This is a genomic window from Rhodoferax sp. TS-BS-61-7 (genome assembly GCF_002943465.1).
In the GTDB taxonomy this organism is placed as follows: Bacteria; Pseudomonadota; Gammaproteobacteria; order Burkholderiales; family Burkholderiaceae_C; genus Allorhodoferax.
Map to the genome: position 1 here is coordinate 107,019 of NZ_PTQY01000002.1, position 20,379 is coordinate 127,397.

Here is a 20,379-nt window from a genome sequence, read left to right on the forward strand (position 1 = left end):
GATCCTCATGTTTGACAAATTCCAAAACCCCCTGGCCCTGGCCGCGCGCATTCTGTTGGCAGCCTTGTTTGTGCCTGCTGGCATCAGCAAAATTGCGGGCTTTGCCGGCACCGTGGGCTACATCGGCTCGGTCGGCTTGCCGCTGCCCGTAGTCGGCGCAGTGCTGGCCATCGTGGCCGAAGCGGGCGGTGGCATTGCGCTGCTGCTGGGCTTGCAGACCCGCTTGGCTGCACTGGTGTTGGCTGTGTTCACCCTGGCCGCGGGTGTGTTTTTCCACGCCTTCTGGGCCGCCGCCCCCGAAGCTGCGCAGATACAACAAATCATGTTCATGAAAAACATCGCCATCGTGGGTGGTCTGTTAATGTTGACGGCCTTTGGCCCCGGCGCGCTGAGCCTGGACGCCAAGCGCGGCAAGTAATCCCCCTGGAGCCCGCACGCTGCGGGCCCCTCTTGTTTCGCCTTAACTTTCACCTTTATCAAGGAGCTTTGACATGGCAAAAGTAGCAGTGGTATTTCATTCCGGTTACGGTCACACGCAGCGCCTGGCGCAGTCGGTGGCACAGGGCGCAGCGGCGGACCTGATCACCATCGACGCCGACGGCAATGTGCCCGAAGCCGCCTGGGACACCCTGGCCGCGGCCGACGCGATCATCTTTGGCTCGCCCACCTACATGGGCAGCGTGAGCTGGCAGTTCAAGAAGTTTGCTGACGCCTCCAGCAAGCCTTGGTATGTCCAGGCCTGGAAAGACAAAATTTTTGGCGGCTTTACCAACAGCGCCAACGTGGACGGCGACAAACACTCCACGCTGCACTACTTCATGACCCTGGCCATGCAACACGGCGGCCTGTGGGCCGGCACCGGCATGGCCTACAACAACCACAAGGGTTCCCAGCGCGCCGACCTGAACTACCTGGCGTCCAACGCCGGCCCGATTGCCCAGACCCCGGGTGACGCCAGTGCCGACGAGATGAACCCCGGTGATCTGGAAACCGGACGCAAGTATGGCGAGCGTATTGCTGCGCTGGCGGGCAAGCGCGGTTAAGCGGCTTTTGCTCTTGTGAAACCCAGGCCCGGTGCAGCGGCACCGGCCTGGGTTTTTGCATGCGGCTTGCTAAGATGGCTGCGGCACTTTTGCCAGCAACCCGAGGTTTTTCCTCTTATGCAATACCGTCGTGCTATCTCTTTGCTAGCTGCTTGCGCAATGTCTATGGGGGCTACAGCCTCATTTCATGCCCAAGCGCAAACCGATGCATCGGCCCTGAGCGCCGTGTCGGCCATGCCACTGGCGTCGGTGGTAGGGGCCAGTGCGGGCGCGGTGGTGGCGGTTCCTGTGGCTTTTTCTAGCGCCGGTGCGGTGCTGGTGGTCAAGGGCGTGGAAGCCTCTGCCAAGGGCACCGTCTACCTGTTGGAACGTGTATCCGACGGCGCCCGCGCCAGCGTGGAGGTGTCGGGCAAGGTGGCCAGTGGTGCCTCCACAGCCGTGGGCACCGTGGTCACGGTCAGCGTGATTGGTGCAGGTGTGGTGCTGTCGGTGGCCGGCACGGTGATTGCCTTTATTCCCAATGAAATTGGCAAGGCCTTGTTGCACAACGAACGTGTGAGCCGCTGATGCGCAGCGCCGCATGCCGTGGGGTGGTGGCGCTTGCCCTGGGGCTGGGGGCACTGGCCCCGGCCCAGGCGGGCCGGCCCTGCAACGAACCCCAGGCCCTGAAGGTGGCCACGGTGGAGCGTTCGCTGGGCCTGGCCCTCAGCACCCTGAAAACGCTGGACGCCAGCGGTGCCAAGGTGGTGGTGATGGCCCGTGCCGGGCAGGACTTGAGCAAATACGGCATTCGTTACTCGCACCTGGGGTTTGCCTACCAGCAGCCGGACGGGCAGGGTGGCCAGGTGTGGCGCGTGTTGCACAAGCTCAACCAATGCGGCACGGCCGAATCGGCCATTTACCGCCAGGGCCTGGGCGAATTTTTTATGGACGATCTGTGGCAGTACGAGGCGGCCTGGCTGGTGCCCACCGACGCCGTGCAAAAGCGCCTGCTGGCCGTGCTGCTGGACGAGAAACAGGCCCTGCAGCTGCACCACAAGCCCTACAACATGGTGAGTTACCCCTGGGCACAAAAATACCAGCAGTCCAACCAGTGGGCGATTGAAACGCTGGCCCTGGCCCTGGCGGCCGACGGCAAGGCCCCGGTGCTGGACCGGCTGCAGGCCCAGGCCTGGTTGCAGCAGCAGGACTACCAGCCCAGCACCCTGACCATTACCGCGCTCACCCGCCTGGGCGCGCGCATGACCAAGGCGAATGTGGCGTTTGACGACCACCCCGATGTGAAGCGTTATGCGGACAAGATTGAGACCGTGACCGTGGATTCGGTGTTTGCCTGGATGCTGCGTGCTGGCTTGGTCGACAAGCCGCTGGTGACGCAGCGGTGAGCGTGTCAGGACGCTGATGGTTCGGTCTGCAAACCCACGGTTTGCAGGTCGGCGCCCAGCGCACGCCGTTCGTCAAACACAAAACAGCCACCGTGGTAGTGGCTGCCATCGGTTTCCTCAAAGTACTTGAGGATGCCGCCTTCGAGCTGGTAGACGTGCTCCAGCCCTTCTTCACGCATCAGGATGGCGGCCTTCTCGCAGCGGATGCCGCCGGTGCAAAAGCTCACCACGGTTTTGTCTTTCAGGTCGTTCAGGTGGCTGCGCAGCGCATCGGGGAATTCGGTGAACTTGGTGATGCGCCAGTCGATGGCGCCGTCAAACGTACCTTCGTCCACCTCAAAGTCGTTGCGTGTGTCCAAGGTGACCACCGGGCGGCCTTCGTCATCGTGGCCCTGGTCCAGCCAGCGCTTCACGGTGGCTGGGGCCACGGCCGGCGCACGGCCCTGGGCCGGCTGGATGGCGGGGTGGTTCATACGGATGATCTCGCCCTTGACCTTGACCAGCATCTTCTTGAACGGCTGGGTATCGGACCAGCTCTCTTTGGGGGTGATGTCGGCAAAACGGGCATCGGTGTGCAGCTGGGCCACAAAACCGCGCACCGCGTCGGCCGGGCCAGCCAGGAACAGATTGATGCCTTCTTCGGCCAGCAGGATGGTGCCCTTGAGCTGGAGCGCCACAGCACGCTGCTGCAGCAGCTCGCGCAATGCGGGTGCATCGCTGATGGGTACGAATTTGTAGGTGGAGATGTTCAGGATGGTGTTCACCCCCTGATTTTAAGATTGTCAGGCGCGGGCCAGTTGCTGCAGCAGCCATTGGCGTGCGCCTTCGGTGTCGGCAAACACCCGGGCGTCTATCACGCCGTCCAGCAGGGTCTCAAAACGCGGCTTGAGCAAGGTGGCGCCCTCCACAGCGGGGCCAATCACAAAAGCCACTGCCTGCAGGCGTGATGCAGCCGGGCGAGACGCGTAGTCTTGGCGGGCACTGGTGTACAGCGCTTCGCTGTAGACCAGGGTGTCATGCAGGATGTTGCAGATGGCCCAGGGGCCAGCCGCATTCAGCGCGGGGGCGTACTGCCGCATTTGTTGGGATGTCTGGCTGCGCATTTCTGCGTTCCAGTCGCCGCGCATGTGGACCGTCAGGATGGCGTCGGACAGTTCTACCAGGGCAGTACCGTGCGGGCGGAAGGCGGGTGTCGCCATGTTTCTTGCTCCAAATCGGGTCGAGGCGGGTGTTCCCGCTTATTTTGTCTCCTGCAGTGTCATTGTGACGCAAGGCAGTGCCCCTGTGCCCTGGTCGCGGCGTTGGCAAAACTACAATCAAGCCATGTTTGTACACCTGCGCCTGCACACCGAATTTTCCGTGGTGGATTCCACCAACCGTATTGACGAGGTGGTCAAGGCCGCAGCCAAGGACGGACAGCCGGCCATGGCCATCACCGACCTGAACAACCTGTTCGGTGCCATCAAGTTTTACCGGGAAGGCCGTGGCAAGGGCGTCAAGCCCCTCATTGGGGCCGAGCTCATCATCGAAGGCTTGGGTACCGACCCCGCCGCGGTGTCGCGCGTCATCGTGCTGGTGCAAAACAAGCAGGGCTACCTCAACATCTCGGAGCTGATTGCCCGCGCCTTCACCCAAAACGTAGTGAAAAACCAGGCCGTGGTGAAGATGGCCTGGCTCAAGGAGCTGCACGAGGGCCTGATCTGCCTGGCCGGTGCACAGGCGGGCCCGGTAGGCCAGGCGCTGGTGCAGGGCGACACCGACCGTGCTTACGAAGCCGCCATGCAGTTGGCCGGTGTGTTTCCGCACCGCTTTTACCTGGAGGTGCAGCGCGCCGGCCGGGTCGATGACGAGGCCCATGTGGTGGCCACGGTGCAACTGGCCGCCCGCATGATGCTGCCGGTAGTGGCCACGCACCCCATCCAGTTCACCGAGCCTGACGACTTTGAGGCGCACGAGGCCCGTGTGTGTATTGCCGATGGCGAGATCCTGAGCAACCCCAAACGCGTGCGCCGCTTCACACGCGAGCAGTATTTCAAGAGTGCGGCGCAGATGGAGGCGCTGTTTGCCGACATTCCGTCGGCCATTGCCAACACGCTGGAGATTGCCAAACGCTGCAGCCTGACGCTGGTGCTGGGCAAGCCGCAGCTGCCGGTGTTCCCCACGCCCGAGGTGAATGGCCAGCGCATGTCGCCGGAGGAGTATTTCCGCTACGCGTCGTTTGAGGGCCTCAAAGACCGCATGTTGCACCTCTACCCGAAGGCTGACGCACGCGAGGCGCAGATGCCACGTTACGTGGAGCGCCTGGAGTTTGAGCTGGCCACCATTTTGAAGATGGGTTTCCCTGGTTACTTTTTGATCGTGGGCGACTTCATTAACTGGGCCAAAAACAACGGCTGCCCGGTGGGGCCAGGCCGCGGCTCAGGTGCCGGTTCGCTGGTGGCGTACGCGCTCAAGATCACCGACCTGGACCCGTTGCAGTACAACCTGCTGTTCGAGCGGTTTTTGAACCCCGAGCGGGTCTCTATGCCCGACTTCGACATCGACTTTTGCCAGACCAACCGCAACCTGGTGATTGACTATGTGAAGGACAAATACGGCAAAGACGCCGTGAGCCAGATTGCCACCTTCGGCACCATGGCCGCGCGCGGTGTGGTGCGCGACGTGGGCCGTGTGCTGGACATGAGCTACACCTTCTGCGACGGCATCAGCAAGCTGATTCCCAACAAGCCGGGTACCAACGTCACGCTGCAGCTGCCGCCCACGGACGGCAAGAAAAACGACAAATACGTCTATGCCAGCGAGGCCGAGCCCCTGCTGGCCGAGCGCGAAGAGAAAGAGGAAGACGTCAAGACCCTGCTGGAGTTGGCCCGCAAGCTGGAGGGCATGACCCGCAACATCGGCATGCACGCCGGTGGGGTGCTGATTGCCCCCGGCAAGCTGACCGATTTTTGCCCGCTGTACCAGCAGCCTGGCAGCGAATCCGCCGTGAGCCAGTACGACAAGGACGACGTGGAGGCGATTGGCCTGGTGAAGTTCGACTTCTTGGGCCTGGCCACGCTGACCATCCTGGAGATCGCGCGCGAGTTCATCATGAAGCGCCACCCGGGCCAGGAGAACTTTGCCTACGAAAACCTGCCGCTGAATGACGCCAAGGTCTACCGGCTGTTCAGTGAGGGCAAGACCGAGGCCGTGTTCCAGTTTGAAAGCGTGGGCATGCAGCGCATGCTGGTGGACGCCAAACCCAGCCGCCTGGAAGACCTGATTGCGCTGAACGCGCTGTACCGCCCGGGCCCCATGGACCTGATCCCCAGCTTTGTGGCGCGCAAACACGGCAAAGAGGTGATCGAGTACCCACACCCGCTGGTGGCCGAGATGTTGTCCGAGACCTACGGCATCATGGTCTACCAGGAGCAGGTGATGCAGACCGCCCAGATTTTGGGCGGCTACTCGCTGGGCGGCGCCGACATGTTGCGCCGCGCGATGGGCAAGAAGAAGGCCGAAGAGATGGCCGAACACCGTGCCATCTTCCGCGCCGGTGCGGCCAAAAACGACATCAGCGAAGAAAAGGCCGATGAAGTTTTTGACTTGATGGAGAAGTTTGCGGGTTATGGCTTTAACAAGTCACATGCCGCGGCCTACTCGCTCCTGGCTTACCACACGGCCTGGATCAAGGTGCACTACACGGCCGAGTTCTTCTGCGCCAACATGACGGTGGAAATGGACGACACCGACAAGCTGAAGGTGCTGTTTGAAGACGCCGAGACCATGGGCCTGAGCTTCGAGCCGCCCAACATCAACCGCGGCTTCTACCGGTTTGAGCCCATCTCCAACAAGGAAATCCGCTACGGCCTGGGCGCCATCAAGGGCACCGGTGAACAGGCCATTCTGGCCATCGTGGCGGCACGCGAAGGCCGTGGCCCGACCGAAGAGGCGGGCCCCTTCAAGAGCCTGTTTGACTTTGCACGTCGCGTAGACCGCACGCGCCTGAACAAACGCTGCGTGGAGGCGCTGATCAAGGCCGGCGCCTTTGACACCATCCACCTGAATCGGGCCTCCCTGGTGGAAAGCATGGACCGCGCTTTCGACTTTGCCGCGGCCAGCGCCGCCAATGCGAACCAGCACGGCCTGTTTGACATGGGCGGCGAGGACGACCATGGCTCAAGCACCCAGGAACCCGATCTGGTGGAAGTGCTGCCCTGGGGCGTGCGCGAGCAGCTGACGCAGGAAAAGTCGGCGGTCGGGTTTTACCTCTCGGGCCACCTGTTTGACGAGATGGCGCTGGAAGTGCGCCGGTTTGCCAAACGGCCGATTGAGGAGGTGCTGGAAACCCGCGAGCCGCAGGTGCTGGCCGGCATCATCAGCGGTTTCAAGGTCATCAACGGCAACCGCGGCAAGGTGGGCATCTTCACGCTGGACGACAAGTCTGCGGCCATCGAGGCCACGGCTGACGAAGCCATGCTGACCACCTACCGCCATCTGCTGCAAGACGACACCCTGGTCATCGTGAGCGGCCGCCTGCAGCAGGGGCGCAACGGCTTTGCGGCGCGGTTTGTGGTGCAGCAGCTGTGGGGGCTTGAAGAGGCGCGTTGCCGCTTTGGCAAGTTCCTGCGTGTGGCGGTGCAGCTCGATGGGCAACAACGCGCACCCGATTTACACGCCATGGTGCGCGAGTTTCCGGCGGTGCGGGAAATGTCGGAGCAGGGTGAACTGGTGCGTGGCCTGCCGGTACGCCTGCAACTGCAGTGCCTGACGCCCGAGGGTGAGGTGGCGGGCGCTGCGGTGGACCTGCACCTGGATGAGCGGGCCAAGTTTTTCCCGAGTGACGCGGCCCTGGCCAGCTGGCGGGGGCAGGCTTACCAGGGCAAAGCTGCCATCGTCTACGATTTATAAGCCTTTTAGGCCTCTAGCCCCCGTGGATATTGCGCGAGCAGCTATCAAATAAATAGCGCTCTGTATGCCTCAGGGGCCCAGCAGCGTTTGGGGTGAGAGCACAATCACCAGTGGTGACCAGACCTTGCCGTTGTCCAGGGGCAGCTTTTCGGTCTTGTCGATGGCGTTGAGGGCCGCGTTGTCCCACGCGGTGTTACCGCTGCGTTTGCTGATGCGCCGGCTCAGGATATCGCCGCTGGGGCTGAGCGAGACTTCAATCTCGGTGATGGGGTTGCCCGAAATGATGTCGGTGTACGTGACATTGGGTTTGATACGTGCCGCCACCCGACCGAAGTAGCTGGCACCGGGGCCTGCACTTTTGGCGGCACTGCCGGCGCCGCCCGAGCCTGTGGTCTCGCCACCGGCCAGCGCGGCCATGCGTTTGAGCTGGTCATCGCGGTTTTTCTGGGCCGCAAGCTCCGCGGCCTTGGTGGCTTTTTGTTTGGCCAGGGCTTCAGCTTTGGCCTTGTCGGCCTTCTCTGCTTTTTCCGCCTTCTCGCGGGCGACTTTGGTTTCCTGTTCCTTGCGCTGTTTCTCTTGCGCCAGCTTGTCACGCTGCAGTTTGTCCTGCTGCGCCTTGCGCTCCTGTTCCAGCTTGGCTTGCTGCAGCTCTTTCTCCTTCTGCAGGCGGGCCTTTTCCTTCTCTTTGGCCAGGGCGATGTCGGCGGCCTTGGGCGTGTCCACCACGGGCGGAGCCGGTGGCGGCGCGGGGCGAACAGGAAGCGGCGGCTCGGGTTCCGGTTCTGGTGGCTCGTGTTCCGGCTCGGGGGGAAGGGGGGCTGCCTCTTGTGGCACGGTGGCCCACAGCTCGGCCTCCACGGCCACGGGCGGTGTCTCCCGCTTCCAGGCCACACCAATGGCCAACACGGCCACCAGCGCCAAGTGGGCTACCAGGGCCAGCAACACGGCCCGCACCATGCCGGGTGTGGCGGGCGGGGCAAATTCCAGGTGGCGGGTGCCGCTCATGGGGGTCAGTTGGCCAGTTGCACCGAGAGGCCCACGCGCTGGATGCCCGCGCGCTGCAGGGTGTCCATGACCTGGACCACACTTTCGTATTTGACCGCCTTATCGGCGCTGATGACCACGGCCGAGTTGGCAGCCGCGGTGCCGCCTTTGGCGCCCTGGGCACCCCCTTGTGCACGCTGGACGGCAGCGGCCAGGTCCTTGAGCACCAGGGGCGTGGTTTGTTCTTTCACCTTCATTTCCAGCTTGTCGTTTTTGCCAATGACGATCTGGATGATCTGGTCGGGCTGGCGCGCGGCCTTGCCGACGCTGGGCAGGTCAATCATGCTGGGCGTGATCAGCGGGGCGGTGACCATGAAGATGATCAACAGCACCAGCATCACGTCGATGAAAGGCACCATGTTGATCTCGTTGATGGTGCGGCGGCCTCGGCCGCGTCCGGCTACTGCGGGCATGGGTGGGTTCCTTGCGGTGGCTTAGCGGGCAGCCGGGGCAGAGGCCTGCGCGCTCACGTTGCGCTGCAGGATGTTGGAGAACTCTTCGATGAAGGTCTCTTGCTGGATGGCAATGCGGTCCAGGTCGCGCGCGAAGCGGTTGTAGGCCACCACGGCCGGGATGGCGGCAAACAGGCCGATGGCGGTGGCCACCAGCGCTTCGGCAATGCCGGGAGCCACGGTGGACAGCGTGACCTGCTGCAGTGAGGCCAGGCCGGTGAAGGCGTGCATGATGCCCCACACGGTGCCAAACAGGCCTACATAGGGCGACACCGAGCCGACCGAGGCCAGGAAGGAGAGGTTGCTCTCCACCGAGTCCATCTCGCGCTGGAAGCTCGCGCGCATGGCGCGGCGGGCACCGTCCATCAGCGTGCCCACATCGGCCACGCGGCGCTCGCGCAGCTTTTGAAACTCGCGCATGCCGCTGGCAAAAATACGTTCCATGGGGCCGCAGTGTTGGGCGTTTTTGCTGGCCGCGGTGAACAGGTCGTTGAGGCTGGAGCCGGACCAGAACTCGCGCTCGAAAGCTTCGTTTTGTGCCTTCACGCGGTTCAGTGCAAACAGCTTGCGGAAGATGGCGGCCCAGCTGGAAATCGATACCAGCATCAGCAGCAACATGACGGCCTGCACCACGATGCTGGCGTTGAGGACCAAATGGAGGATGGAGAGGTCTTGGTTCATCAGGAAGGTTCAGGTGGTCAGGTCACGAGCATCGCACGCAAACGGGCAATCGCTGTTTCCAATTGTTTCATCGAACTGGCGGTGGAGAAACGGACAAACTGGGCGGTTTGTGCAGTACCAAAGTCTCGCCCAGGGGTGATGGCCACATGGGCGCGGTTCATTACCTCAAAGGCAAAGTCCCAACTGTCCTTGATGCCCAGTTTTTGGCAAAGTTCCGAGCAGTCGGCCCAGGCGTAAAACGCACCATCGGGCATCACGGGCACTTTCAGGCCCAAGTCATTGAGCGCTGGAATGAAATAGTCACGCCGCGCCTTGAACTCGGCGCGACGCTGCTCGTACAGCGCAATACTCGCGTCCTCAAAACAGGCCAGCGCGGCATGCTGCGCAATGGTGCTGGGGCAGATGAACAGGTTTTGCGCCAGGCGCTCCACCACGGGCACCAGCACCTCGGGCACCACCATCCAGCCCAAGCGCCAACCGGTCATGTTGAAGTACTTGCTGAAGCTGTTGATGCTGATGATCTGGTCGTCCAGCGCCAGCGCGGTCTGGCCAAACTGCGCGTCATGGCTCAGCGCCAGGTAAATCTCGTCGATCAACGTGATACCGCCCTTGGCCTGCACCACCTGGTGGATGCGGCGCAGCTCATCCGGGTGGATGGACGTGCCGGTGGGGTTGGAGGGCGAGGCCAGCAGCACGCCACGTGTGCGCGGGCCCCAGGCCGCTTCGACCTTGGCCGCGCTGAGCTGGAAGCGTTCTTCCGCCGTGGTGGGAATCAGCACCGCTTTGCCCTCAGCCGCACTCACAAAGTGGCGGTTGCAGGGGTAGCTCGGGTCGGGCATCAAAATTTCGTCGCCCGATTCAATCAATGCCAGGCAGGCCAGGTGCAGCGCAGCCGATGCACCTGCGGTCACCACAATGCGGCTGGCCGGCACCTGCACGCCAAAGCGGCTGCTGTACCAAGCGCTGATGCGTTCACGCAGCTGCGGCAGGCCCAGGGCCGGTGTGTACTGGGAATGGCCATTGCGCACGGCACGTTCGGCGGCTTCTTGCGCCAGCGGTGGTGCGGTGAAATCGGGCTCGCCAATGTTCAGGAACACCATGGGCGCATCGGTGTGTGCCACCTGGGCGCCCAGGGTGGAAGCGGCCTTGGCCACCTCCATCACATAAAACGGTTCAATGTTCTTTGCGCGAGACGATATCTGCATGGGTGGGGCGGGGGCGTGTCAGGCTTTGCGGGGTTTCTTGGCCTTGTCGGCTTCCACCTCGGCGGCGCGCAGGCTGGGTGCCAGGCCGTTGAGCACGCCGTTCACGTACTTGTGGCCGTCGGTACCGCCAAACTCCTTGGCCAGTTCCACGCATTCGTTCAGCACCACACGCCAGGGCACATCCAGGCAGTGCTGGAATTCGTACACGCCAATCCACATCACCGCGTGTTCGACGGGTGAAATCTCGCCCCAGGGGCGGTCCAGCAGGGGGGCGATGAGCGCGTCCATGGCCTCGCCGTGCTCCACGCAGCCGTGCAGTAGCGCGTCAAAGTGGGCTGCATCGGCCTTGTTGAAACCGGCCAGGTCGCGCGTGAACGGGTCAATGTCGTCCACCGCATTGCGGCCCACCAGGCTTTGGTAGAGGCCTTGCAGCGCGAATTCGCGTGCCCGCGTGCGGTTGGACTTGCCAGCCGCCTTGCGCGCACCCGTGGCCGTGAGCCCGGTGCGGGACTGGCGGGGCGGGCGCTTGGCTGCAGAGGAAGAAGGGGTGTCGCTCATCAAATACTTTCCAGAAGGTTGGCCATTTCGACGGCTACACGGGCCGCGTCGCGGCCTTTTTCGTCCTGGCGGGCAATCGCCTGGGGCATGTCTTCGGTGGTCAAAATCGCGTTGGCGATGGGCAGTTGGTAGTCCAGCGCCAGGCGCGTTACGGCGGAGCCGGACTCGTTGGCCACCAGCTCAAAGTGGTAGGTCTCGCCGCGGATGATGCAGCCCAAGGCCACCAGCGCGTCGTACTTGCCTTTTTCGGCCATGGCTTGCAGGGCGACTGGTACTTCCAGCGCGCCGGGCACGGTCACGTGGTCAATGTCCTTGTCGGAGACGCCCAGGGCCAGCAGCTCGGCCTTGCAGGCGGCTGCCAGCGCGTCGGTCACGCTGGCGTTGAAACGCGCCTGGACGATGCCAATGGAGAGTTTTTTACCGTTCAAACGGTCTTCGGTGGTGGTGCCTTTGTCTGCGCCAAACATGGTGAATTTCCCTTTCAAGTGGGGGACAGCGTTAACGATCTGTCCCGCAAAGTTATGTGCTTGTTTATTTGCAGATGTAGCCGGTGATTTCCAGGCCGTAGCCGGTCACGCTGGGCATGCGGCGTGGGCTGCCCATCAGTTGCACCTTGTGCACACCACATTGCAGCAGGATTTGCGCGCCAATGCCGTAGGTGCGCAGGTCGATGCGGCCACGCTCGGGCGCTTGGGATGCACGGGCCGTGCCGTCAAACTGGGCCAGCAGCTGCTCGCCGCTTTCGCCGCAGTTCAGCAGCACCAGCACGCCTTTGCCCTCTTTGGCAATGTGGGCCAGCGCGGTGTCCAGGCTCCAGCTGTGCATGGAGCGGTTGATTTCCAGCGCATCCAGCACCGACAGCGGCTCGTGCACACGGGCGGGGACCACAGTGTCGGCCGTCCAACTGCCCTTGACCAGCGCCAGGTGCACGCCCTGGCCGGTGGTGTCGCGGAAGGCGTGGGCGGTGAATTCGCCGTATGCGGTTTGCATGGGGCGCACGCCCAGCTTTTCGATCAGCGATTCGTTGCGGCTGCGGTGTTCGATCAGGTCGGCAATGGTGCCGATCTTCAGGCCGTGTTCGGCGGCAAACAGCTGCAGGTCGGGCAGGCGGGCCATGGTGCCGTCGTCCTTCATGATCTCGCAGATCACGGCGGCAGGTGTGCAGCCGGCCATGGCCGATAGGTCACAACCGGCTTCGGTGTGGCCAGCGCGCATGAGCACGCCGCCATCCACTGCCTGCAGCGGGAAGATGTGGCCGGGTTGCACCAGGTCGTTGGCCACGGCACCCTTGGCCACGGCAGCTTGGACGGTGCGGGCGCGGTCGGCGGCAGAAATACCGGTGGTCACGCCCTCGGCAGCTTCGATGGAGACGGTGAAGGCGGTGCTGTGTTTGGTGCCGTTGCGCGTGGCCATGGGTGGCAGCTTGAGCAGCTCGCAGCGTTCGCGTGTCAGCGTCAGGCAGATCAGGCCGCGGCCAAACTTGGCCATGAAATTGATGGCGTCGGGGGTGACGTGGTCGGCGGCCAAGACCAGGTCGCCCTCGTTTTCGCGGTCCTCCTCGTCCACCAGGATGACCATGCGACCTGCGCGCATGTCGGCGACGATGTCTTCAACCGGGGAAATGGGGACGGGGGAGAAGGCGGTCATGCGCAAAGTACTTTCAAAAGAGCGGTCCAACAAGGCCGTGCCGATGGCAGGCGTGTCCCCGATTATCGCCGCAAACCCCAAGGCAAGCCCCGGCACAAGGGCAATGGATCAGGTTTCAGCGCCGGGCCGCCCCAAGCTTAAACGCGCCCCCTTGGGGGGCAGCGACCCGCGCAGCGGCGGAGCGTGGGGGCTTAGTCCACGGATGCGCTCCAGCGCGTACCCCAGCCCTTGTCCAGTGCACGGCGCTCGCGTTTGGTGGGGCGGCCATGTTCAATGGCATGGGCGGGCTCGGCAGCCAGGCGGTTCTGCTCGGCCATCTTGTGGCGTTGGGCCACGCTTTCGGGGGTTTCTTCGTACAGTTGCTGCGCCACGGGGGCCGGGCCACGCTGGTCGCTGATCCCTTTGACCACCACGGTGCGCGGCACCTTGGCCTGCCAAATGGTCAGCACATCACCGGCCCGGATGTCCTTGGACGGTTTGATGTCGCGCTGCGCTATCTGCACATGGCCTTTGTTGACCTCGTCGGTGGCCAGTGCGCGGGTCTTGAAGAAACGTGCGGCCCAGAGCCATTTGTCGATGCGGGTGCTGTCCATGCGGATTCAGGTGGGCGGGGATTGGAGGGGTAATCGTACACAGGCGTCCAGACCCACGCACAAGCCCTGTTCGTACAGATTGGTGAGGGTGATGCTGCCGCCGAGCGCTTTGACCATTTCGCGTGTGATGGTCAGGCCCAGGCCGGAGCCCGAATGGGCGTGGCCCGCGGCAAAAGGCTGGAACAGGCGCAGGCGCAGCTCGTCAGAGATGCCGGGGCCACTGTCTTCGATGTGCAGCTCGGCCATATCGCCCAGGGGCTGCAAATGCACGCTCAAGCGGCCGCCGCGCGGGCTCAGGCGGATGGCGTTGTGCAGCAGGTTCCGCGCCATTTCGCGCAGCATCCATTCGTGGGCATGCACCAGGCTGGGCTCGGTGCGGATCTCAAAGTCCAGGTCTTTCTCGGCAATCAGGGCCGACACATCCAGCGCCACGGCGCGCAGCGGTTCGGTCCAGTCCATGGTGGCGAAATCCTGCTGCTGCTTGACCTGCTCCACCTTGGCCAGCGACAGCATCTGGTTGGCCAGCTGGGTGGCGCGGTCCACCGTGGTCTGGATCTCCTGCAGGGCAACGATAGGCGCCACATCGCCGCGCAGGGCTGACTGCACCTGCACCTTGAGCACGGCCAGTGGGGTGCGCAGCTGGTGGGCGGCGTCGCGCACAAAACGTTTTTGGTGGTCCAGCAGGTGCTGCAGGCGCTGCATGACCTGGTTGGTGGCCTCGGTCAGTGGGCGAATTTCCAGTGGCAGGTGGCTGGCATTGAGCGGGGTCAGGTCGTCTTCGGGGCGTTGCTGCAGTTCGCTGCTCATGCGGCGCACCGGGCGGGTCACCCGCTGCACCACCACCAGCACCACGGCGGTAATGACGGTGATGAGAATGGCCTGGCGCTGCAGGGTGTCGATGAGGATTTGTCGCGCCAGCGTGCGGCGCAGCTCCAGCGTTTCGGCCACCTGCACCATGGCCATGGTGCGTTCGCGCCGCGTGGCCACAGGCTGTAGCAGCACGGCCACGCGCACCGGGTCGCCGCGGAAGCTGTCGTCGTAAAAGTCCACCAGCGCCGCATACGGTCCCTGGTTGGGCAGGGTGCCACGCCAGGCCGGCAGATCTTCGGCCCCGTCGATCCACTGGCCGCGCGCATCCGAAATGCGGTAACTCATGCGGCTGCGGTTGTCGGCCTCAAAAGCCTCCAGCGCCGAGTAGGGCACCTGGGCGCGCAGCCGGGCCTGGGCGCCGTCGCCCTCAATGTCCAGCAGCTCACCAATCGCCTTGGCCGAGGCCAGCAGCGTGCGGTCGTAGGCGGTGTTGACGGCGCCCAGTGCCTGGCGGTACAGGCTGATGGTGTCCACCACCACAAACAGCACGATCGGCAGCAAGATGCCCAGCAGCAAGCTGCGCCGCAGGGACAGGGGCGTGCGGTGGTTGGGGGCCATATCAGCCCTCGGCCTTGAGCAAATAACCCAGGCCGCGCAGGGTGACCAGGCCTACACCGGTGGCGGCCAGTTTTTTGCGCAGGCGGTACACCACCACTTCAATCGCTTCAAACTGCACGTCCACCTCGCCCGGAAACACCACCTCAAACAAGCGCTCCTTGCTCACCGCGTGGCCGGGCCGCGCCATCAGTGCGGCCACCAGGGCCAGCTCGCGCGGACTCAGGTCCAGGATCTGGTGGCGGTGGTAGAGCGCGCCGTTGGCCTTGTCCAGCCGCAGGGCACCCAATTGCAGGTCGGGGCTGGCGCTGGGCGTGTTACCCGCGTGGCGGCGGTAGAGGGCGCGCACGCGGGCTTCGAGTTCGTCCAGGTCAAAGGGCTTGGGCAGGTAGTCGTCGGCCCCGGCATTCAGGCCCAACACCTTGTCGCCCACGGTGCCGCGGGCGGTCAGGATCAGCACCGGGGTGCCCAGGCCCTCGGCGCGTGCGGCTTTCAGAATGTCCAGCCCGTCTACACCGGGCAGGCTCAGGTCCAGCACCACCACATCGGGCTCGGCACTGCGCCAGTGGTGCAGCGCCAGGCGACCGTCGCTGCACACATCGACCCGCATCTGCGCGCGCACCAGGCTGCGCTGCAAGGTGGTGTGCAGGGCGGGGTCGTCTTCGATGAGCAGCAGGTGCATGGGGTTTTCCCTAGGCGTTTGGACAGCCGTTTGACAGGCTGGGCTCGCATCATAGGGCCTGCATTCAACCCTAGGAGACATCCCATGCGTCGCGATACCTTTCTGAAGTCCATGGCCGTTTTGGCCGCAGCCGGTGCCTTGCCCCTGTCGGCCCGTGCCGCTGCCAACCTGAAGATGATGATCCCCGCCAATCCCGGCGGTGGCTGGGACGGCACTGGCCGCGCCCTGGGCAAAGCCCTGATTGATGCCAAAGCGGCCGACACGGTGCAGTACGAAAACAAGGGCGGTGCAGCCGGCGTGATCGGCTTGGCCCAGTTTGTCAACGCCGCCAAGGGTGACCCCAATGCCATGCTGATCACCGGCGCCGTGATGGTGGGCGGCATCATCACCGGCAAGCCCGCTGTGTCCCTGGACAAGGCAACACCCATTGCGCGCATCACCAGCGAATACAACGTGTTTGTGGTGCCGGCCGACTCTCCGCTCAAGACCATGAAAGACGTGGTCGCCCAGATGCAAAAAGACCCTGGTAGCGTGAAGTGGGGCGGCGGTTCGCGTGGTTCCACAGAACACATCTGTGCCTCCATGCTGGCGGGCAAGGTGGGTGTGGACCCCAAGAAGGTGAACTATGTGGCCTTCCGTGGCGGCGGCGAAGCCACAGCGGCCATTCTGGGTGGCAACGTCACCGTGGGCGGCAGCGGCTACAGCGAGTTTGCCGAATACATCACGGCCGGCAAGATGCGCGCGATTGGCGTGACATCCGAAAAACGCCTGCCCAACATCAATGTGCCCACCATGCGTGAGCAGGGTTTTGACGTGGTGCTGGGCAACTGGCGCGCGGTCTACGGTGCCCCTGGCATCACGGCCGAGCAGCGCGCTGCGCTGACCGAGATGGTGGTCAAGGCCACCAAGTCCAAGTCCTGGGCCGAGTCGCTGGAAAAGAACGGCTGGACCCCCGCCGTGTTGACCGGCAAGGCGTTTGATGAATTTGTGGACAACGAGTTCTCCAGCCTGCGCGGCGTGATGCACCTGGCCGGCATGTTGTGATGCGTGCGGTGATCAAAGTGCGCCAGCAAACGGCGCTGGCCCTGGGCGTGCTCTTGCTCGCGCTGGGCCTGGCCTCGGGAGCCTGGGTCATCCCCTCGGAGGCAGGTTACGCGGGCGTGGGCCCCGACTTTTTGCCGTGGGTGGTGTCTGTGGCCTTGCTGCTGTGTGGCGGCTTCCTGTTGTGGGAGGCCCGCTCCGGCGGTTTTCGGGATCTGGATGCTGCCGACGATGAGGCGCCACCTTATTGGTTGGGTTTTGTCTGGATGTCGGCCGGCCTGCTGGTTAATGGCGCTTTGATCACCACCATCGGCTTCATCTTGAGCTGCACCTTGTGTTTTGTGCTGGCCGCGCGGGGCGTGCGCATGTCGCAGGGGCAGCCCGCCGGGGGCGCACGCACTTGGCTGCTGGACGCGGTGGTGGGCGTGCTCATTGCTGCACCGGTGTACTGGATGTTTACCAAGTTTCTGGCCATCAGCTTGCCAGGTTTGACGCAAAGCGGGTGGCTGTGATGATGGATATCTGGAACCAACTCCTTCAAGGTTTTATGACGGCGGGTACGCCGGTCAATTTGTTGTGGGCCTTTGTGGGCTGCGCACTAGGCACCGCTGTGGGCGTGTTGCCCGGCATTGGCCCGGCCACCGCGGTGGCCATGTTGCTGCCCATCACCACCCAGGTGGAGGCCACGGCCTCCATGATCTTTTTTGCCGGTATTTATTACGGCGCGATGTACGGTGGCTCCACCACCTCCATCCTGCTCAACACGCCCGGTGAAACCTCCAGCATGGTCACGGCTATGGAGGGCAACAAAATGGCCAAAAGCGGCCGCGCCGGTGCGGCGCTGGCCTCGGCCGCCATTGGCTCGTTTGTGGCGGGCACCATTGCCACCATCGTGGTGACCTTGTTTGCGCCGCTGGTGGCCGAATACGCCGTCAAGCTCGGCCCGCCCGAATACTTTTGCCTGATGCTGCTGGCCTTCACCACCGTGAGTGCGGTGCTGGGCCAAAGCACCCTGCGCGGGCTGACGGCCTTGTTCATCGGTCTGGCGGTAGGCCTGATTGGCATGGACCAGATCACTGGTCAGGCGCGTTACACCGGCAACACCCCCGAGCTGCTGGACGGTGTGGAAATTGTGCTGGTGGCGGTGGGCCTGTTTGCGGTGGCCGAGGCGCTGCACGCCGTGCTGTTTGAAGGCAAAGTGGTAGAGACCGAGAACAAGATGAGCCGCGTGACCATGACGCGCTCGGACTGGAAGCGCTCCATCCCGGCCTGGATTCGCGGCAGCGCGATTGGGGCACCGTTTGGTTGCATCCCTGCGGGCGGCACCGAGATCCCCACTTTCCTGAGTTACGCCACCGAGAAAAAGCTGGCCAAGCCCGAACACCTGGCCGAGTTCGGCACCAAGGGTGCGATCGAAGGCGTGGCCGGCCCCGAGGCCGCCAACAACGCCACGGTGACCACCGCGCTGATCCCGCTGCTGACGCTGGGCATTCCGGTCTCCAACACCACGGCGGTGCTGCTGGGCGCGTTCCAGAATTACGGCATCCAGCCCGGCCCGCAGCTGTTCAGCAGCTCGTCGGCTTTGGTGTGGGCGCTGATTGCCTCGCTCTACATTGGCAACCTCATGCTGCTGGTGCTGAACCTGCCGCTGGTGGGCCTGTGGGTCAAGCTGCTCAAGGTGCCCAAGGCGCAGCTCTACGCCGGCATTCTGATTTTTGCCACCGTGGGCACTTACGGCATGCGCCAGAGCGCGTTTGACCTGTTCCTGCTGTACGGCATTGGCGTGTTGGGCCTGGTCATGCGGCGCTTCAACTTCCCCACCGCACCGGTGATTGTGGGCATGATCCTGGGCCCCTTGGCCGAGGCGCAGTTGCGCAACGCCATGTCGATTGGTGAAGGTAGTGCCATGGTGTTCCTGCAGCGGCCTATGTCGGTGACCTTGCTGGTGGTGGTGGTGGCCGTGCTGGTCTTGCCACGTGTGTTCAAGCGCATGTCGCGCAAAAACATCGAAGCCATTGCCTGACCACGATTTGGCATGAAATAGGCCTCTAAGGCCTATGGAATATGCGCGAACAGCTCCTGAATTCATAGCGGTTCAGGGGCTGTTCCTGCGTTAACATTGCCGCATGCTGACCCCCGACTCCCTGCCGCGCGACGCCCATAGCATCCTGGAGCTGGCAGCGCGCTCCATGTTTGCGCTGTTCTCCAGCGCCAGTGAAGGCATGATGCTGGTGGACCGCCAGGCCCGCGTGGTGTGGATCAACGAGCAGTACAAACGCTTCTTGCCGGCCCTGGGTTTCGAGCGTGAGGAAGACTTTGTCGGCCATCCCGTCTCGATGGTGGTGCACAACACCCAGATGCACCAGGTGCTGGAGACCGGTAAGCCCATCCTGATTGACCTGCTGACCAACCGCGCTGGCACCTTTGTGGTCAGCCGTATTCCGCTGCGTGATGCTGCGGGCCAGGTGATTGGTGCCTTGGGCATTGTGCTGTTTGACCATGCCGAAACTACGCTACAGCCGCTGATCGACAAGTTCTCGCTGCTGCAGCGCGACCTGGACGACGCCCGGCGCGAGCTGGCCACCCAGCGCTTGCAGGCGCCGGGGCAGCGCCAGTCCAAATACACCTTTGCCAGTTTTGTCGGCCTGAGTCCTGCGGCGGTGGAGGTCAAGCGCCATGCGCGCCGCGCTGCGCTGTCCAGCAGCCCGGTGCTGCTGCTGGGCGAAACCGGTACCGGCAAGGAGCTGCTGGCCCACGCCATCCATGCCGCGTCCAGCCGGGCACGCGGCCCCTTCATCAGCGTCAACATTGCCGCCGTGCCCGAGACCCTGCTGGAGGCCGAGTTTTTTGGCTACGCGCCGGGTGCCTTTACTGGGGCCGACCGCAAGGGGCGCGATGGCAAGTTCCGTCTGGCAGATGGCGGCACACTGTTTCTGGACGAAATTGGTGACATGCCGCAGGCCCTGCAAAGCAAGCTGCTGCGCGCCTTGCAAGAGGGCGAGATTGAGCCCCTGGGCTCCAACAAACTGCTGCCGGTGAATGTGCGCGTGATTGCCGCCACCTCGCGCGACTTGGCGGGCCTGGTGCGTGCGGGCACGTTCCGCGAAGATTTGTTTTACCGCCTCAATGTGTTGCCCATCCGCGTCCCGGCGCTGCGCGAGCGGCGGGCTGACATTGCCGCGCTCTTGGAGGTGCTGGGGGAAGACGTGGCCCTGCGCAGTGGCCTGCCACCGCCCGAGCTCTCCCCCGAAGCCCTGGCTTTGCTGGAAGCCCAGCCCTGGCCCGGCAACATCCGCGAGCTACGCAATGTGCTGGAGCAGGCGGTGATGCGCAGTGAGTCGGTGCGGGTCGAAGCCGAGGTGTTTTCGCTGGTACTCAGCGAATCGGGCGTGCAGCCACTGCAGGCAGCGCCCCTGCGCACAGAGGCGGTGTCCGTGGAGACCACTATTGCGGTGCCGGTACGCCCGCTGGCGGAGCAGGTGGCCGCCTTGGAGGCTCGGGCCATTCGCGATGCTATGGTGACCCTGGGGGGCAATAAAGCGGCCGTGGCCAAGGCCTTGGGTATCTCGCGTGCCACCTTGTACGCACGACTTGAATTGTCTGAAAAATAGACATGAGTCTGATATCTAGACATATTTAATGTCTAGATATCAGTCATATTAAACTCTTGTTTCAGGCGACTCCAAAAAATCTTAAGTGAAATCAAGCACTTGCGTGATGGCACGTAATGTGC

Annotated in this window: 21 protein-coding genes; 9 read left to right on the forward strand and 12 right to left on the reverse strand. The window is 63.5% G+C overall.

Annotation, left to right across the window (positions count from 1 at the left end; translation table 11 throughout):
* The first annotated feature begins 7 nt into the window (after positions 1–7).
* From C5F53_RS06320 to C5F53_RS06335, 4 genes are all read left to right on the forward strand, one after another.
* The gene (locus C5F53_RS06320) at positions 8–418 is read left to right on the forward strand and encodes a DoxX family protein (RefSeq protein WP_105260530.1); all 411 of its coding nucleotides are present in this window, start codon (positions 8–10) and stop codon (positions 416–418) included.
* Positions 419–491: 73 nt separating this feature from the next.
* A complete protein-coding gene (locus tag C5F53_RS06325) occupies positions 492–1,043 on the forward strand; it encodes a flavodoxin family protein (RefSeq protein WP_105260531.1) in 552 nt (183 codons plus the stop codon).
* 117 nt (positions 1,044–1,160) lie between these two features.
* Positions 1,161–1,610 carry a hypothetical protein gene (locus C5F53_RS06330; RefSeq protein WP_105260532.1) on the forward strand — a complete coding sequence of 150 codons (450 nt, stop codon included), beginning with the start codon at positions 1,161–1,163 and terminating at the stop codon, positions 1,608–1,610.
* Complete coding sequence (locus C5F53_RS06335; protein WP_105260533.1) at positions 1,610–2,428, forward strand: DUF2145 domain-containing protein; 819 nt, start codon at positions 1,610–1,612, stop codon at positions 2,426–2,428. The genes C5F53_RS06330 and C5F53_RS06335 overlap by 1 nt, the downstream gene beginning before the upstream one ends.
* Positions 2,429–2,433: 5 nt before the next feature.
* Here the strand turns inward: C5F53_RS06335 and C5F53_RS06340 are convergent, their stop codons facing one another.
* Both C5F53_RS06340 and C5F53_RS06345 read right to left on the reverse strand, forming a co-directional pair.
* Positions 2,434–3,192, reverse strand: a complete 759-nt coding sequence (locus tag C5F53_RS06340; protein ID WP_105260534.1) for a sulfurtransferase — start codon at positions 3,190–3,192, stop codon at positions 2,434–2,436.
* 18 nt (positions 3,193–3,210) lie between these two features.
* A complete protein-coding gene (locus C5F53_RS06345) occupies positions 3,211–3,627 on the reverse strand; it encodes a hypothetical protein (protein WP_105260535.1) in 417 nt (138 codons plus the stop codon).
* A 124-nt stretch (positions 3,628–3,751) separates the two neighbouring features.
* On the opposite strand from C5F53_RS06345, the gene dnaE reads away from it, so the two are divergent.
* Positions 3,752–7,318: a DNA polymerase III subunit alpha gene (gene dnaE / locus C5F53_RS06350; RefSeq protein ID WP_105260952.1), complete on the forward strand. Its 3,567-nt coding sequence runs from the start codon at positions 3,752–3,754 to the stop codon at positions 7,316–7,318.
* Positions 7,319–7,387: 69 nt separating this feature from the next.
* Here dnaE and tolA read toward each other — a convergent pair whose 3' ends face one another.
* The 10 genes from tolA to C5F53_RS06400 all read right to left on the reverse strand — a co-directional run bounded on the left by tolA (position 7,388) and on the right by C5F53_RS06400 (position 15,605).
* Positions 7,388–8,323, reverse strand: a complete 936-nt coding sequence (gene tolA, locus C5F53_RS06355) for a cell envelope integrity protein TolA (RefSeq protein ID WP_105260536.1) — start codon at positions 8,321–8,323, stop codon at positions 7,388–7,390.
* A gap of 5 nt (positions 8,324–8,328) precedes the next feature.
* Entirely contained in the window at positions 8,329–8,775 is a 447-nt protein-coding gene (locus C5F53_RS06360; protein ID WP_105260537.1) for a biopolymer transporter ExbD, read from the reverse strand.
* A 21-nt stretch (positions 8,776–8,796) separates the two neighbouring features.
* A complete protein-coding gene (gene tolQ, locus C5F53_RS06365) occupies positions 8,797–9,498 on the reverse strand; it encodes a protein TolQ (protein WP_105260538.1) in 702 nt (233 codons plus the stop codon).
* A 14-nt stretch (positions 9,499–9,512) separates the two neighbouring features.
* Positions 9,513–10,700, reverse strand: coding sequence for a pyridoxal phosphate-dependent aminotransferase (locus tag C5F53_RS06370; RefSeq protein WP_105260539.1), 1,188 nt, complete (start codon positions 10,698–10,700; stop codon positions 9,513–9,515).
* Between the two features lie 18 nt (positions 10,701–10,718).
* On the reverse strand, positions 10,719–11,258 hold the full coding sequence (gene nusB / locus C5F53_RS06375) for a transcription antitermination factor NusB (protein ID WP_105260540.1): 540 nt from the start codon (positions 11,256–11,258) through the stop codon (positions 10,719–10,721).
* Positions 11,258–11,725, reverse strand: coding sequence for a 6,7-dimethyl-8-ribityllumazine synthase (gene ribH, locus C5F53_RS06380; protein ID WP_105260541.1), 468 nt, complete (start codon positions 11,723–11,725; stop codon positions 11,258–11,260). The genes nusB and ribH overlap by 1 nt, the downstream gene beginning before the upstream one ends.
* Positions 11,726–11,789: 64 nt before the next feature.
* Positions 11,790–12,905 (reverse strand): bifunctional 3,4-dihydroxy-2-butanone-4-phosphate synthase/GTP cyclohydrolase II, encoded by a 1,116-nt coding sequence (ribBA, locus tag C5F53_RS06385; RefSeq protein ID WP_105260542.1) that lies wholly within the window; start codon positions 12,903–12,905, stop codon positions 11,790–11,792.
* A 191-nt stretch (positions 12,906–13,096) separates the two neighbouring features.
* Complete coding sequence (locus C5F53_RS06390; RefSeq protein ID WP_105260543.1) at positions 13,097–13,498, reverse strand: RNA-binding S4 domain-containing protein; 402 nt, start codon at positions 13,496–13,498, stop codon at positions 13,097–13,099.
* 6 nt (positions 13,499–13,504) lie between these two features.
* Positions 13,505–14,926, reverse strand: coding sequence for a sensor histidine kinase (locus tag C5F53_RS06395; RefSeq protein WP_105260544.1), 1,422 nt, complete (start codon positions 14,924–14,926; stop codon positions 13,505–13,507).
* Position 14,927: 1 nt separating this feature from the next.
* On the reverse strand, positions 14,928–15,605 hold the full coding sequence (locus C5F53_RS06400) for a response regulator transcription factor (protein ID WP_105260545.1): 678 nt from the start codon (positions 15,603–15,605) through the stop codon (positions 14,928–14,930).
* An 84-nt stretch (positions 15,606–15,689) separates the two neighbouring features.
* On the opposite strand from C5F53_RS06400, the gene C5F53_RS06405 reads away from it, so the two are divergent.
* The 4 genes from C5F53_RS06405 (at position 15,690) to C5F53_RS06420 (ending at position 20,257) form a co-directional block, all read left to right on the forward strand.
* On the forward strand, positions 15,690–16,649 hold the full coding sequence (locus C5F53_RS06405; protein ID WP_105260546.1) for a tripartite tricarboxylate transporter substrate binding protein: 960 nt from the start codon (positions 15,690–15,692) through the stop codon (positions 16,647–16,649).
* The gene (locus tag C5F53_RS06410) at positions 16,649–17,158 is read left to right on the forward strand and encodes a tripartite tricarboxylate transporter TctB family protein (RefSeq protein ID WP_105260547.1); all 510 of its coding nucleotides are present in this window, start codon (positions 16,649–16,651) and stop codon (positions 17,156–17,158) included. Before C5F53_RS06405 ends, C5F53_RS06410 begins: the two co-directional genes overlap by 1 nt.
* A 2-nt stretch (positions 17,159–17,160) precedes the next feature.
* A complete protein-coding gene (locus C5F53_RS06415; RefSeq protein WP_105260953.1) occupies positions 17,161–18,669 on the forward strand; it encodes a tripartite tricarboxylate transporter permease in 1,509 nt (502 codons plus the stop codon).
* A 103-nt stretch (positions 18,670–18,772) separates the two neighbouring features.
* On the forward strand, positions 18,773–20,257 hold the full coding sequence (locus tag C5F53_RS06420; protein WP_105260548.1) for a sigma-54-dependent Fis family transcriptional regulator: 1,485 nt from the start codon (positions 18,773–18,775) through the stop codon (positions 20,255–20,257).
* The last annotated feature ends 122 nt before the right edge of the window (positions 20,258–20,379 follow it).